Source organism: Burkholderia anthinoferrum, assembly GCF_002925705.1.
Classification (GTDB): Bacteria; Pseudomonadota; Gammaproteobacteria; order Burkholderiales; family Burkholderiaceae; genus Burkholderia; species Burkholderia semiarida.
The window spans coordinates 50,509-63,597 of sequence record NZ_LFZP01000046.1 but is presented as its reverse complement, the minus strand read 5'-3'; the positions used below and the strand labels follow the sequence as shown (position 1 = coordinate 63,597).

The window sequence follows — 13,089 nt, the reverse complement described above, 5'->3', positions numbered from 1 at the left end:
CGCCGTGACGCGATTGGACGGCCCGCGCCGAATTGGCGACAATCGCCGTTCCCCTCATCGACGCTCCGCCATGAAAATCGCCGCGCTGTCCGATATCCACGGCAACCTCGCCGCGCTCGACGCGGTGCTCGACGACGTCCGGCGCCGCGGCGCCGACGTGATCGTCAATCTCGGCGACATCGTGTCGGGCGCGCTCCATCCGGCCGAAACGGCCGACCGCCTGATCGCGCTCGACCTGCCGACCGTCAAGGGCAATCACGAACGGCAGTTGCTCACCGAGGATCGCGACGCGATGCGGCTGTCGGATCGCTGGGCGCACGACACGCTGCGCGCCGACCACCGCACGTGGATCGCCGCGCTGCCCGAACGCCTGATGCTCGACGGCGACGTGCTGATGGTGCACGGCACGCCGGCCAGCGACCTCGTCTATTTCCTCGAAACGGTCACGCCCGACGGCTGCCGCACGGCCACGCCCGACGAGGTCGCGCAGCGCGCGGGCAAGGAAACGGCCTCGCTGATCCTGTGCGGCCACACGCACGTGCCGCGCGCCGCGAAGCTCGACGACGGCCGGCTGATCGTCAATCCCGGCAGCGTCGGGCTGCAAGCGTATACGGACGATCTGCCGCATCCGCACCGGATCGAGACGGGTTCGCCGCATGCGCGCTACGCGATGGTGTCGCGCACCGCCGCCGGCTGGAACGTCGAATTCCATGCGGTCGAATACGACTGGCACACGGCCGCGGCCATCGCGGCCTCGCGCGGGCGCGACGACTGGCGCGTCGCGCTGCGCACCGGCCGCTGCTGACGCACTCGCGCCGCTCGTCGACGCGCAGCCGAGACGCGTGTGACGTCGCACGCATCACGCACATCGCACGCTTCGGCACACGCCCGACACCGCGACGCTCGCGCGCCGCGTCGCCTCACCCCGCGTTCCTCAGCGTCAGCCTCGCTTCGAGGCCGCCGCCGTCGGGCCGGTTGTTCAGCGTGAGCGTGCCGCCCATCGCAAGCGCCAGTTGCCGCGCGATCGCGAGGCCGAGCCCCGTGCCGCCCGTATCGCGATTGCGCGACGTCTCCACGCGCCGGAACGGCTCGAACACCGCGTCGAGCTGATCGTCCGGAATGCCGGGGCCGCGGTCGAGCACCGCGATCACCGCGCCGCCGTCCGGCGCCGCCTGCACGTCGATCTCGGCCGCGCCCGCGAACTTCAGCGCGTTGTCCACGAGGTTGCCGACGATGCGGCGCAGCGCCTTCGGCCGCGTGACGAGCGCGAGCGGCGCATGGCTGTGCAGCGCGACGTCCTGCCCCGCATCCGTGTAGTCGTACACGATGCTGTCGAGCAGCGCATCGAGATCGATGCGGCGCGCGGCCTCCTCGGTGCCGTGCAGCGTCCGCGCGTACGCGACGCCCTCCTTCACCAGATGCTCCATCTCGAGCAGATCCTGGCGCAGCTTCGCGCCCTGCGTGTCGTCGTCCATCACGTCGACGCGCAGCCGCATTCGCGTGATCGGCGTCTGCAGATCGTGCGAGATCGACGCGAGGATCTGCATGCGCTCGGCCATGTACTGCGCGATGCGGTCCTGCATCGCGTTGAAGGCCCGCGCGGCGCGCGCGACTTCCGACGGCCCGTCTTCGTTCAGCCGCTCGCCCTTCAGATCGGGGCCGAGCGCGTCGGCGGCCTGCGCGAGCTGCTTGAGCGGCCGCGTCGCGAGCCGCACCGCGAGCCAGCAGCACGCGGCCAGCACCGCGAGCTGCACCACGAGCACGGCCGGCAACCAGCCCGACAGCGGCACCGTCGACATCGGATGAATGTCGATCGTCAGCGGCGACCCGTCGGTCAGCCGCAGATGCACCTGCAGATGTTCGCGGTCGCCGGGAATCGAGTTCGCGGTCAGCGGGTAGTCGCCGCCGATGCCGTCCGAGATCGAGCGCTCGACGCGCGCCGACAGCCGCGCTTCCGGCGGCGTGCCGGTTTGGCCGGGCCCGAGGATGAACGCATAGCTGCGCCGCGCGAGACGCGGCAGCCACGCGGCCCGCTCGGCCGGCGGCAGATGGTCGAGCAGCGCAACCGAGCTCGCGACCTCGCGCTCGATGTAGCCCATCATCAGGTTCGTGGTCGCCTGGTCGCGCTCGGTCATGGTGAGCCAGAACGACAGCGTCTGCGCGAGCGCGAGCCCCACGAACAGGATCAGCGCGAGCCGCGCGAACAGCGAACGCGGCCAGTGCCACGGCGTGCGCGCGCTCATGGCGTACCGTCGATGGCGGTCACGGCCGACGAGAACACATAGCCCTCGTTGCGCAGTGTCTTGATGTAGCGCGGTTCGCGCGCGCCGTCGCGCAGGCGCTGGCGCAGCCGGCTCACGAGCAGGTCGATCGAGCGGTCGAACGGGTCGGACTGCCGCCCTTGCGTGAGGTTGAGCAATTGATCGCGCGTCAGGACGCGCTGCGGGTTGTCGAGGAACACGCGCAGCAGCCGGTATTCGGCGCCGCTCAGCGCGACCAGCGTGCCTTCGGCGTCGAGCAGGTGGCGCCCGGTCGTGTCGAGCTGCCATTCGCCGAACGCGAGTATCGCGGCCGTTTCCGTCACCTGCATGCCGGGCGGCAGCATGCGCGCGCGGCGCAGCACCGAACGGATCCGCGCGAGCAGCTCGCGCACCGCGAACGGCTTGGCCAGGTAGTCGTCGGCGCCCATCTCGAGGCCGATGATGCGGTCGGTTTCCTCGCCTCGGGCGGTCAGCATCAGCACCGGCACCGTGCGGAACTTGCCCGCGCGCAGATCGCGGCACAGCGTCAGGCCGTCCTCGCCGGGCAGCATCAGGTCGAGCACGATCAGGTCGGGCGCGCCGTCGTCGAGCACGTGGCGCATCTCGCGGCCGTTCGCGGCCAGCGACACGCGCATGCCGTTCTTCTCCAGGTAGTCCGCGATCAGTTCGCGGATCGCGCGATCGTCGTCGACGATCAGCACGTGGTCGATCTTGTCCATGAGTCGGTGTCGGTATCGGGGTTCGGGCGGGCGATGTCCGCTTTTATACCGCACGGCGGGCACGCATTTGTATCGCAATGTATCGCGTCGCCGCGACGACACACAACATTGCACACGCGCGGCCGGCCGGACACATCGCAGATACGTCGGCGCCGCCTAATGGGGCCTGTCGAAACCCGCCCGGACGCCGACATCGCGCCGCGGCCCCCAAAGATCAGGAGAACGCCATGCTGCCCCGACTCAAGACCGCCGCCCTCGTCATCGCTCTCGCCGCCACGGCCGGGCTCGCCGCGTTCGCCGGCACCCGGGACGACGCGGGCATGCAGACGTCGCTGGCGGGCATGGCGGCGCCCGGTTTCACCGGCATCGAGCGCTGGCACAACAGCGCGCCGCTGACGCTCGAGCAGTTGCGCGGCAAGGTCGTGCTCGTCGATTTCTGGACGTACTCGTGCATCAACTGCATTCATACGATCCCGTACGTGAACGACTGGTATCGGAAGTATCGCGACCAGGGGCTCGTCGTGGTCGGCGTGCATACGCCGGAATATCCGTTCGAGCGCGACGCGAAGAACGTCGCCGATGCGATCAAGCGCTTCGACATCCGGTATCCGGTCGCGCAGGACAACCGCTACGACACGTGGCGCGCGTACGGCAACCAGTACTGGCCCGCGCTGTACCTGATCGATGCGAACGGCAAGATCGTCTATACGCGTTATGGCGAAGGCGGGTACGACAAGACGGAGGCCGCGATTCGGGAAGCGCTCGCGCAGGCAAAGGCAGGGATGAAGGATTCGACGCGCACGCAGTGATCAGCGCGGCGCGCGGGCCCGCGGCTCGCCCGCGCGCCGCGGTCCTCGTGTGCTCAAGTGCGCTTCGCGTCCGCCTCCGCCAGCATCGCCTCCCCGATCGCGAGATGGCCGTCCGCAACCAGCGCTTCGCCGGCGCCGCGGATATCGGCCTCGGCCTTGTTCTGCCCGAGCTTGCGCTTGCCCACGAGCCGCGTGATCTCGATCTGCAGCCCGACGATCGATTGCAGCATCGTATCGATATAGTCCTGCGGCGCGTCGCCCATCTTCCACGGCACCGGCTGCGACGCTTCGTGCGTGCGCGTCAGCCGCGCGACCACGCCACGCACGAACTTCTCGTCGTCGCGCACCGTGATGCGGCCATGCGCATGCACGACCCGGTAGTTCCACGTCGGCACCTGCCGGTGCGCGACGTGCTTGCTCGGATACCAGTTCGGCGAGATGTACGCGTCGCCGGCGCGGAAGATCACGAGCACCTCGTCGCCGTCCGCGACGTCCTGCCAGACCGGATTCGCGCGCGCGACATGCGCGTGCAGTTCGCCGAGTCCGCCGTCGTCCAGCATCAGCTCGAACGGAATGTGGTTCGCGTCGAGCCCGCGCTTGCCGTGCGTGACCAGGCTGCCGAACGGATGCTGCGCGATCAGCTCGCGCAGCGCGTCGGGGTTGGGTTCGTTGTAGTCGGCGGGGATGTACATGTCGGCTCCACGGTCGTGCGGGGTGGGAAAGGGTGCGGGCGCAGGCCCGTCATGCGTCGATTGTGAGCCGAAACTGGTTTATGCTGTAGAGCCGGTTTGAAACAATTTCAGCAGACCAGAATCATGGCAAGAACGGCCCGGATCGTCGAAATCCCGTCGCTCGGCGCGCTCGACCGCGCGGCCGGCGACCTGAGCCGCCAGCTCGCGCAGGCGCTGCGCGACGCGGTGCGCCGCGGCGACGTCCGGCCGGGCGATATGCTGCCCTCCACGCGGTTGCTGGCGGCGTCGCTGCAGGTGGCGCGCGGCACCGTCGTCGACGCCTATGCCCAGCTCATCGCCGAAGGCTTTCTCGAATCGCGCGGCGGAGCGGGCACGCGGGTCGCGCACGCGCTCGCGGAACCGCCGCCCGGCAACGGCCCGGAATCGCCGGCGCCAGGCCCGGACCCGATGCGCGACGGCCTGCCCGAACCGGCCGCCACCTTCGCGCGGCTCGCCCGCGAATTCAATCCGCTGCCGGCCATGCCGTTCGCGATCTCGGTGCCGCTCGGCCTCACCGCGCCCGACGACATCTGGCGCCGGCTCGGCAATCGCCTGCGCGCCCGCGGCGCCGGCGCGCCGTCCGGCTATGCCGATCCGCAAGGCGCGCTGCCGTTGCGCGAAGCGATTGCCGACTACGTGCGCCGATCACGCTCGGTGCGCTGCGATGCCGGCCAGGTCGTGATCACGAGCGGCACGCAGCAGGGGCTGCATCTCGCGAGCCAGGTGCTGCTCGGCGAACACGACCGCGCGTGGGTCGAGAATCCGGCCTACCGCGGCATCACCGCGCTGCTCGAAAGCACCGGGCGGCGCGATGCGATGGTGCGCGTGCCGGTCGACGCCGACGGCCTCGACGTCGACGCCGGCATTCGTCTCGCGCCCGATGCGCGCGCCGCGTTCGTCACGCCGTCGCACCAGTACCCGCTCGGCATGCCGCTGAGCATGGCGCGCCGCAATGCGCTGCTCGCGTGGGCCCGCACGCACAGCGCATGGGTCGTCGAGGACGACTACGACAGCGAGTTGCGCTACGAAGGCTATCCGTTCCCGTCGCTGCAGGGCCTCGCGCCCGACCGCGTGATCTATCTCGGCACCTTCAGCAAGATCCTGTTTCCATCGCTGCGGCTCGGCTACGTGATCGCGCCCGACGATCTCGTGCCCGCGTTCTGCGGCGCGCGCGTGCTGATGGATCGTCATGCGCCGACCGCCGATCAGCATGTGCTCGCCGCGTTCATCGCCGAAGGTCATCTCGACCGCCACATCCGCCGCGTGCGCGGCGTCTATGCGGAACAGCGCGCGCTGCTGATCGACACGCTCGGCGCGCGGCTGCCGCGCGAACGCGCATGGGTGCAGCCGGGCGACCAGGGCATGCACGTCGTGCTGTGGCTCGCGCAAGGCATCGACGATCTCGACGTGGTCGCGCGCGCCGCCCAGGCCGGTGTCGCCGTGCGTGCGGTGTCGCCGATGTTCGCGCCCGGCACGGCGCGCCCGGGGCTCGTGCTCGGCTTCGGCGGGTTCGGCCGCGCGCAGATGGAAGCGGCCGCGCAGCGGCTCGCGGACGTGGTTTCGTCGGTGGAATCGCGGCCCGCGCATGGCAAAAGGTTGTCGGCGGGCAACAAACGTAATCGTCTGTAAATCCTGCAAGCAAACGGCCGTTTCGGCTGCCGGCGCGCAGGTTCCGTTTGCTAGGATCGCGCGTCTTCCATTCGCGCCCCTGCCGCCTTGAACCGCTTCGTGCCGTTTCTCCGAAACGCGTGGCTCCGTTGCCGCGCCCGTATCGCGCCGCTTGCCGCCGCGTGCCGCACGCGCGTCCGCGCACTGTGTGCCGGTGCGCTGCATCGCCTGCGCCATCCGACACGTCGCGGCGTGGCGCTGACGCTCGCCGCGATCCCGGTGTTCGGCCTGCTGGTCCTGCTCGCGTTCGTTCCGTTCACGCCGAGCATCGGCGACATCCGCAAGGCGCGCATCGACCGCCCCGCGCGCGTGCTGTCGGCCGACGGCCAGTTGATCGCCGAATTCCGGCCCGTGAACCGCGAATGGGTGCCGCTCAAGCAGATCTCGCCCCACATGGTCGACGCGCTGATCGCGACCGAGGATCACCGCTTCTATGCGCATCACGGCATCGACTGGCGCCGCACGCTCGCGGCCGGCCTGCATACGTTCTCGGGCAGCCGCCAAGGCGGCTCGACGATCACGCAGCAGCTCGCGCGCAACCTGTATCCCGACGAAATCGGCCGCGCGCCGACGCTCACGCGCAAGGTGAAGGAGCTGATCACCGCGTTCAAGATCGAAGCGGTGTACAGCAAGGACGAGATTCTCGAAACCTACCTGAATACCGTGCCGTTCCTGTACAACGCGTACGGCGTCGAGATGGCCGCGCGCACCTACTTCGGCAAGTCCGCCGACCAGCTCGACATCGCGGAGAGCGCGACGCTCGTCGGGATGCTGAAGGGCAACAGCTACTACAACCCGGTGCTGAATCCGGAACGCGCGGTCCAGCGGCGCAACGTCGTGCTCGGCCGGATGGCGCAGACGGGCATGCTGGCGCCGCGGCAGCTCGCGACACTGCAGCGCCAGCCGCTGCGCGTCGACTTCGAACCGCAGACCGCGCAGCCGGGCCTCGCGCCGCATTTCGCGGTGCAACTGCGCAAGTGGCTGATCGCGTGGGCCGACCGCAACAACTACGATCTCTACTCGGACGGCCTCGTCGTGCGCACGACGCTCGATGCACGCCTGCAGGACATGGCCACGCAGGCGCTCGCACGGCAGACCGAACGGCTGCAGGCGATCGCCGACAGCGCATGGCGCGGGCCGTCCGGCTGCGGGCTGCGCAACGACCTGTTTCGCGGCTTCATCCGGCAGACGCCCGAATATCGTCAGGCCCGCGAAACGGGGCTCGCCGATGTGCCGGCGCTGAAGCAGCTCGGCGCGAATCGCGCATTCATGCGCACGCTGTGCGAGCGCAAGACGCAGGTGCAGGCCGGCTTCGTCGCGATCGATCCGCGCAACGGCGCGATCCGCGCGTGGGTCGGCAGCCCCGATTTCGGCAGCGAGCCGTTCGATCACGTGATACAGGCGCGGCGTCAGCCGGGCTCGACGTTCAAGCCGTTCGTCTATGGCGCCGCGTTCGCTGACGGGATGCGGCCGGGCGATACGTTCGTCGACCGTCCCGTCGCGATCCCGATCGACGCGCACACGGTGTGGCGCCCGACCGATGCGGAACCGCCGACCGGCGAGCCGATGACGCTGCGCGACGGGCTGGCGCTGTCGCGCAACCGCATCACCGCACAGGTGATGCAGCACGAGGGCGCGGCGAAGGTCGCGCAGCTCGCCCGCGCGATGGGTGTGCGCGACAGCCCGCTCGACGCGGTGCCGTCGCTCGCGCTCGGCACGAGCCCCGTCACGCTGAAGGAGATGGTGTCCGCGTACGGCACGATCGCGAACCGCGGCGTGTACGTCGCGCCGCAGACGATCACACGCATCGAGGATCGCGACGGCAAGGTGCTCGCCACGTTCGCCAGTGCGCCGCCGGAGCGCGCATTGCCGGTGGCCGCGGCGCAGACGCTGGTCGACGTGATGCGCGGCGTCGTCGATTACGGCACCGGCGCCGACATCCGCTCGCGCTACGGCATCCGCATCGACGTCGCGGGCAAGACCGGCACGACGCAGGACAACACCGACGGCTGGTTCATCCTGATGCATCCGCAACTGGTGGCCGGCGCATGGGTCGGCTTCGACGACGGCAGCGTGACGCTGCGCAGCGACTACTGGGGCGCGGGCGCGCACAGTGCGCTGCCGATCGTCGGATCGTTCTACGATGCGGCGCTGCGCGCGCGGGCCATCGATCCGCACGTGCAGTTCTCGCCCGACTTCCGGCCGCGTAGCGCGCCGGCGCCGAAGCGGCGCGCGCCGCAGCATTCGGGACTGTTCGACTGGCTGAGGTTGTTTCGCTGAGCGTGATGCGGGCGGGCTTGGTCAGAAAACGCGCTCAGCCCGCCGCGAGCGTCGCAGCCAGCGCGTCGTATTCAGACGCCCATGCCGCACGCCACACCCCCTTCGTCGCGTCATCGACCCACGCGCCGTCGATTCCGTTCAGCATGAATTGCTTCAACTCGGCCACGGTGAAGCCGAAATGGCTGAACATCAGCTCCCACGCTTCCGAAGGGTTCACCTTGTGCAGCGTCGGATCGTCGGTGTTCGGATGGATCTTCAACCCGAGGCCCGGCATCTTGCGCATCGGATGCAGCTCGGCCCATTGCTCCGGCGGTAGCGTGCGCAGGTAGTACGAGTTCGTCGGCACGACGGTAAACACGATGCCGCGCTCCGCATAGCGCGCGCACAGCTCGGGGTTGTCGACGATCGTATAGCCGTGATCGATGCGGTCCACCTGCAGCAGATCAACGGCCGTCTCGACGTTGCGCCACGGCATCCCGAATTCGCCCGCATGCGCGGTCGTGCGAAAACCGGCCGCGCGCGCGTTGCGGTACGCCTTCCAGAACAATTCGGGCGGCCGGTCGTTCTCGCGATAGTCGATGCCGAGCCCCGCGACTTCGTCCGCGCGATTGGCCGTCATCCACTCGACGATCACAACCGCTTCGTCAGGGTCCTGCTCACGGTCGATGCTCGGAATCAAGCGAGCGCCGATCCCGAAATCTCGCGCGGCGTCGCGAATCCCGGTCACGATCGCGGCCTGCGCGTCCGCATACGCGATGCCCGACACGCGCACCGTTCCCGTCGGATTCCAGAAGAATTCCGCATGCCTGACGTTGTGCGCGGCCGCGTCTTCCAGATACTCGTAGGCAATCCGCCGCAGGTCGTCGGGGCGTGTGAGCAAATACTTGTCGAGCGCGCGCAGCACGTGCAGCACGCCCACCGGCTTCTCGCCGCGCGCGTAGAACGCGTCGATCTCCGCGCGCTCGATCGGCGCGCCGCTGCGTTCGGCCAGCGCGACGAACGTGTCGTGCCGCACCGCGCCGAGCAGATGGCAATGCAGCTCGACCTTCGGCAACGCGTGGAAGAAGGCCCGATGGGCGGGCGTAATCTCGATGCCCGTGCGCGCGGCCGGGACGTTGCCTGGTGTTCCCTTCATGTCAGTCTCTTTTTTGGTAGTGCCGATGCGTCGCGAAGCCGTCTCTCAGTGCGGCTTCACGACGGTCCAGAAGTAATAGCCGAGCGGCAGCGCGAGGACGACGAGCCCCCACGACACGTCGCGCCAGCGGCAGGCCAGCAGCTTGACGAGCACGTAGCACAGCAGCCCGCCGGCAATGCCGGTGCCGAAGCTGTTCGACATCAGCGTGAGCAGCACCATCGACATCACGGGCAGCGCATCGGTGAAGTCGTCGAAATGCGTGTGGCGGATCGTCGCGAACATCGACAGCCCGATCAGGATCAGCGCCGGCGCGGTGGCCTCCTTGGGGATCGCGAGCGCGACCGGCACGAACAGCAGCATCGCGGCGAACAGCACGGCCGCGGCCAGCGACGACAGCCCGCTGCGGCCGCCGGCTTCGACACCCGCTGCCGATTCGATCAGCGCGGTCAGCGCCGGAATGCCGAACACGGGGCCGAGCGTCGCGGCAAGCGAATCGACGACGAACGGCCGGTTGATGTTCGGCAGGTTGCCCTGTTCGTCGAGCAGGTTCGCCTTCGCGCCGACCGCGAGCGCGGTGCCGAGCGTCGAGAAGAATTCCGCCGCGAAGAACGCGAACAGGTACGGTGCGGCGGCCAGGCTCAACGCGCTGCCGATATCGAGCTTGAACGCGATCGGCGCGATGCTGTGCGGCGGCGACACGAACGACGCGGGCAGGTGCGTGACGCCGAGCGGCACGCCGGCCGCGGCCGCGACGAGGATCGCGATCAGGATCGCGCCGGGCACCTTGCGCGCCTGCAGCACGATCGCGACCGCGAGGCCGATCAGCGCAACGAGCGCGCCCGGCCGCGAGAAGTCGCCGAGCGCGAACGCGTTGGTCTTCGCGTTCGCGACGACCATCCCCGCATTGCGCAGCCCGAGCATCGTGACGAACAGCCCGATCGACGCGCCGAGCCCGAGCTTGATCTGCACCGGAATCAGGCGCACCACGACGCCGCGCGCGCCGAGGATCGTCAGCAGGAAGAACAGCACGCCCGACACGCACGCGATGCCAAGGCCCGTCTGCCAGCCGACGTGCTCGGTCGTCGCGAGCGTCACGCCGATGATCACCGAGCCGCCGATACCAGGACCGACGAGGAACGGCAGGTTCGCGTAAAGCCCCATCAGCGTGGTGAACAGCACGAACACGACGATCGTCGCGGTCGTCGCCGCGCCGCGGTCCATGCCGCCCGTCGCGAGCAGCGACGGGATCACGACGAGCAGGTACGCGGCCGCGAGAAACGACGTGACGCCCGCGATCGTCTCGGTGCGTACGGTCGTGCCCCGCGCGGCGAGCGCGAAGCGCCGCTCGAGCCAGTTGGCCGGCGCGTGCGCCGGCATCGTGTCAGTCGCTGACATGGTGGTTCTCCCGTGATTCCGAATATTGTCCTGTGTCGGGTCGTGCAGCGCGGTCTTATACTGCCGCGTACCGCATCCCGACCGTTATTGCCCGATGTCCGACCGCTCGTCGCTGCTCCCCGCGCTTACGCTGCGGCAGGTCCAGCACTTCGTCGTGCTCGCCCATGCACGCAGCTTCACGCAGGCCGCGCAGGCGCTGTCGCTCACGCAGCCAGCGCTCACCGCGTCGATCCGCCAGATCGAGTTCCTGCTCGGCGGCCGCCTGTTCGCACGCACCGCGCATCGCCTCACGCTCACCACCGCGGGCGAAGCCGTGCTGCCGCTCGCCGAACGCCTGCTCAACCAGGCGCGCGGCACCTTCGACGACATGACGCGGCTCATCGGCGAACGCATCCAGACCGTGCGCATCGCGTTCATTCCGTCGGTCGCGGGCCGCCTGCTGCCCGCGCTCAATGCCCTGCGCGGCACGCACCCGACGCTGCGCTTCACGCTCACCGATTTGCCGAACAGCGCACTCGTCGAAGCGGTGCGCGACGGCGTCGCGGATCTCGGCATCGGCGTGCGCGAACCCGATAGCGACGACGGCACGCTGCGCTACCAGCAGCTGTTCGAGGACGAGATCGTGATCGTCGTACGGCACGACGATCCGCTCGCCCGCGCGAAGAGCGTCACGTGGGCGAAGCTCGTCGATCGCGAACTCGCGGTATTCGTGCGCGGCAGCGTCAGCGAATCGCTGCATCGCACCGGCGGTGCCGGGAAACTGCGCCTGAACGTCACGTACCGGATGGAATACACGGAGCCGCTCTACGCGCTCGCGCGCAACGGCCTCGCGACCGCCGTGCTGCCGAGCCTCTACACGATGCATCTGCACGATCCCGAACTCGTCGCGCTGCGCGTCGACAAACCACGCGTCACGCGTGCGATCTCGCTGATCTCGCTCGCCGCCGACGATCGCGGACCGCACGTGCGCGCTTGCCGCGAGTGGATCGAGAAGCACATCTGATTCCGTTCGCCGCGCTTGGGCACCCACGTTCAGGGCAGCTTCGCGATTCGATCGACGAGCGTCGCGTAGAAGCGGTCCGCGTCGACCTCGTTGATCCACGTGGCATTCGGGGCACGGCCGCTGCGCCCGTTCCAGTCGACGATCGTCTCGCCGAGCGTCCATTGCCCGGTCGTCTCGACCACCACGTTCACCTTGCGGCCGCCGAACAGCGTCGGATCGACGAGATAGCCGACGGCCGTCGGGTCGTACATCGGCGCGTCTTCAACACCGCGCCGCTTCTTGTTGTAGGCGAGCTCGGCCTCCATGATGTCCGCGACGATCGCGCCGCAGCGGTTGCCGAGCGCGCGGAACGGCGCGACGCGCGCCGGCGTGATCGGCGCCTTCACCGCGACGTCGCGCGGCAGCACGACGATCGGCACGCCGCTGCCGAACACGACGTCGGCAGCCTGCGGATCGACGTAGACGTTGAACTCCGCGGCCGGCGTGATGTTGCCGCGCTCGAAGAACGCGCCGCCCATCAGTACGATATCGCGCAGCGCGCCGCGAATCTGCGGCGCTTCGACCAGCGCCGTCGCGAGGTTCGTCAGCGGGCCGAGCGCGCACAGCGTCACGCTGTTCGGCGCCGCGCGGCTCAGCGTATCGACGAGGTACGACACCGCGTGACCGGCCGCGAGCGGCGCGCGCGGCTCGTGCAGTTCGACGCCTTCGAGCCCCGTCTTGCCATGCACGTTCGCGGCCGTCACGAGGTCGCGCACGAGCGGGCGCGGGCAGCCTGCGTACACCGGCAGCGTCTTCGTGCGGCCGGCCCAGTCGCGGACGATCCGCGCATTGCGTTCTGTCAGCTCGAGCGGCACGTTGCCGGCCACGGCCGTCAGCGCGCGCACGTCGAGCCGGTCCGGCGCGCCGAGCGCGAACAGGATCGCGATGGCGTCGTCCTGCCCCGGATCGGTATCGATGATCACCGTGCGGCGCGCGGCGTCACCGCCGGCCGCGAATGCGCCCGTTTCGGGCAGCAGCGCGGTGCCGGCCAGCGCGGCGGACAGTTTCAGGAAGGTGCGGCGGGATGCGATCGGATGGGTCATGGTCGG

Annotated in this window: 11 protein-coding genes; 5 read left to right on the top strand and 6 right to left on the bottom strand. The window is 69.4% G+C overall.

Going from position 1 to position 13,089, the window contains the following annotated elements; all coding sequences use genetic code 11:
* The first annotated feature begins 70 nt into the window (after positions 1–70).
* On the top strand, positions 71–805 hold the full coding sequence (locus tag C5F75_RS17905; protein ID WP_104012508.1) for a metallophosphoesterase family protein: 735 nt from the start codon (positions 71–73) through the stop codon (positions 803–805).
* 115 nt (positions 806–920) lie between these two features.
* Here C5F75_RS17905 and C5F75_RS17900 read toward each other — a convergent pair whose 3' ends face one another.
* The gene (locus C5F75_RS17900) at positions 921–2,243 is read right to left on the bottom strand and encodes an ATP-binding protein (RefSeq protein ID WP_059575505.1); all 1,323 of its coding nucleotides are present in this window, start codon (positions 2,241–2,243) and stop codon (positions 921–923) included.
* The gene (locus C5F75_RS17895; RefSeq protein WP_059575507.1) at positions 2,240–2,980 is read right to left on the bottom strand and encodes a response regulator; all 741 of its coding nucleotides are present in this window, start codon (positions 2,978–2,980) and stop codon (positions 2,240–2,242) included. The genes C5F75_RS17900 and C5F75_RS17895 overlap by 4 nt, the downstream gene beginning before the upstream one ends.
* Before the next feature lie 227 nt (positions 2,981–3,207).
* Between C5F75_RS17895 and C5F75_RS17890 the strand changes: the two genes are divergently transcribed.
* Positions 3,208–3,789, top strand: a complete 582-nt coding sequence (locus C5F75_RS17890; protein ID WP_104012507.1) for a thioredoxin family protein — start codon at positions 3,208–3,210, stop codon at positions 3,787–3,789.
* Positions 3,790–3,842: 53 nt separating this feature from the next.
* Here the strand turns inward: C5F75_RS17890 and C5F75_RS17885 are convergent, their stop codons facing one another.
* Complete coding sequence (locus tag C5F75_RS17885; protein WP_104012506.1) at positions 3,843–4,481, bottom strand: FMN-binding negative transcriptional regulator; 639 nt, start codon at positions 4,479–4,481, stop codon at positions 3,843–3,845.
* Between the two features lie 123 nt (positions 4,482–4,604).
* Between C5F75_RS17885 and pdxR the strand changes: the two genes are divergently transcribed.
* Both pdxR and C5F75_RS17875 read left to right on the top strand, forming a co-directional pair.
* Positions 4,605–6,149, top strand: a complete 1,545-nt coding sequence (gene pdxR / locus C5F75_RS17880) for a MocR-like pyridoxine biosynthesis transcription factor PdxR (RefSeq protein WP_104012505.1) — start codon at positions 4,605–4,607, stop codon at positions 6,147–6,149.
* A gap of 87 nt (positions 6,150–6,236) precedes the next feature.
* A complete protein-coding gene (locus tag C5F75_RS17875) occupies positions 6,237–8,468 on the top strand; it encodes a penicillin-binding protein 1A (RefSeq protein WP_104012504.1) in 2,232 nt (743 codons plus the stop codon).
* Positions 8,469–8,502: 34 nt separating this feature from the next.
* Here the strand turns inward: C5F75_RS17875 and add are convergent, their stop codons facing one another.
* Both add and C5F75_RS17865 read right to left on the bottom strand, forming a co-directional pair.
* The gene (gene add, locus C5F75_RS17870; RefSeq protein WP_104012503.1) at positions 8,503–9,603 is read right to left on the bottom strand and encodes an adenosine deaminase; all 1,101 of its coding nucleotides are present in this window, start codon (positions 9,601–9,603) and stop codon (positions 8,503–8,505) included.
* Between the two features lie 45 nt (positions 9,604–9,648).
* On the bottom strand, positions 9,649–10,998 hold the full coding sequence (locus C5F75_RS17865; protein WP_104012502.1) for an NCS2 family permease: 1,350 nt from the start codon (positions 10,996–10,998) through the stop codon (positions 9,649–9,651).
* A gap of 94 nt (positions 10,999–11,092) precedes the next feature.
* Between C5F75_RS17865 and C5F75_RS17860 the strand changes: the two genes are divergently transcribed.
* A complete protein-coding gene (locus C5F75_RS17860) occupies positions 11,093–12,001 on the top strand; it encodes a LysR family transcriptional regulator (protein ID WP_059575522.1) in 909 nt (302 codons plus the stop codon).
* 29 nt (positions 12,002–12,030) lie between these two features.
* Here the strand turns inward: C5F75_RS17860 and C5F75_RS17855 are convergent, their stop codons facing one another.
* Complete coding sequence (locus tag C5F75_RS17855; protein WP_104012501.1) at positions 12,031–13,083, bottom strand: nucleoside hydrolase; 1,053 nt, start codon at positions 13,081–13,083, stop codon at positions 12,031–12,033.
* Positions 13,084–13,089 lie beyond the last annotated feature (6 nt).

Bases quoted from the DNA above. Each gene is read 5' to 3' on its own strand.
- add (WP_104012503.1), bottom strand. From the start codon at position 9,603: ATGAAGGGAACACCAGGCAACGTCCCGGCCGCGCGCACGGGCATCGAG.
- C5F75_RS17865 (WP_104012502.1), bottom strand. From the start codon at position 10,998: ATGTCAGCGACTGACACGATGCCGGCGCACGCGCCGGCCAACTGGCTC.
- C5F75_RS17860 (WP_059575522.1), top strand. From the start codon at position 11,093: ATGTCCGACCGCTCGTCGCTGCTCCCCGCGCTTACGCTGCGGCAGGTC.
- C5F75_RS17895 (WP_059575507.1), bottom strand. From the start codon at position 2,980: ATGGACAAGATCGACCACGTGCTGATCGTCGACGACGATCGCGCGATC.
- pdxR (WP_104012505.1), top strand. From the start codon at position 4,605: ATGGCAAGAACGGCCCGGATCGTCGAAATCCCGTCGCTCGGCGCGCTC.
- C5F75_RS17900 (WP_059575505.1), bottom strand. From the start codon at position 2,243: ATGAGCGCGCGCACGCCGTGGCACTGGCCGCGTTCGCTGTTCGCGCGG.
- C5F75_RS17885 (WP_104012506.1), bottom strand. From the start codon at position 4,481: ATGTACATCCCCGCCGACTACAACGAACCCAACCCCGACGCGCTGCGC.
- C5F75_RS17855 (WP_104012501.1), bottom strand. From the start codon at position 13,083: ATGACCCATCCGATCGCATCCCGCCGCACCTTCCTGAAACTGTCCGCC.
- C5F75_RS17890 (WP_104012507.1), top strand. From the start codon at position 3,208: ATGCTGCCCCGACTCAAGACCGCCGCCCTCGTCATCGCTCTCGCCGCC.
- C5F75_RS17905 (WP_104012508.1), top strand. From the start codon at position 71: ATGAAAATCGCCGCGCTGTCCGATATCCACGGCAACCTCGCCGCGCTC.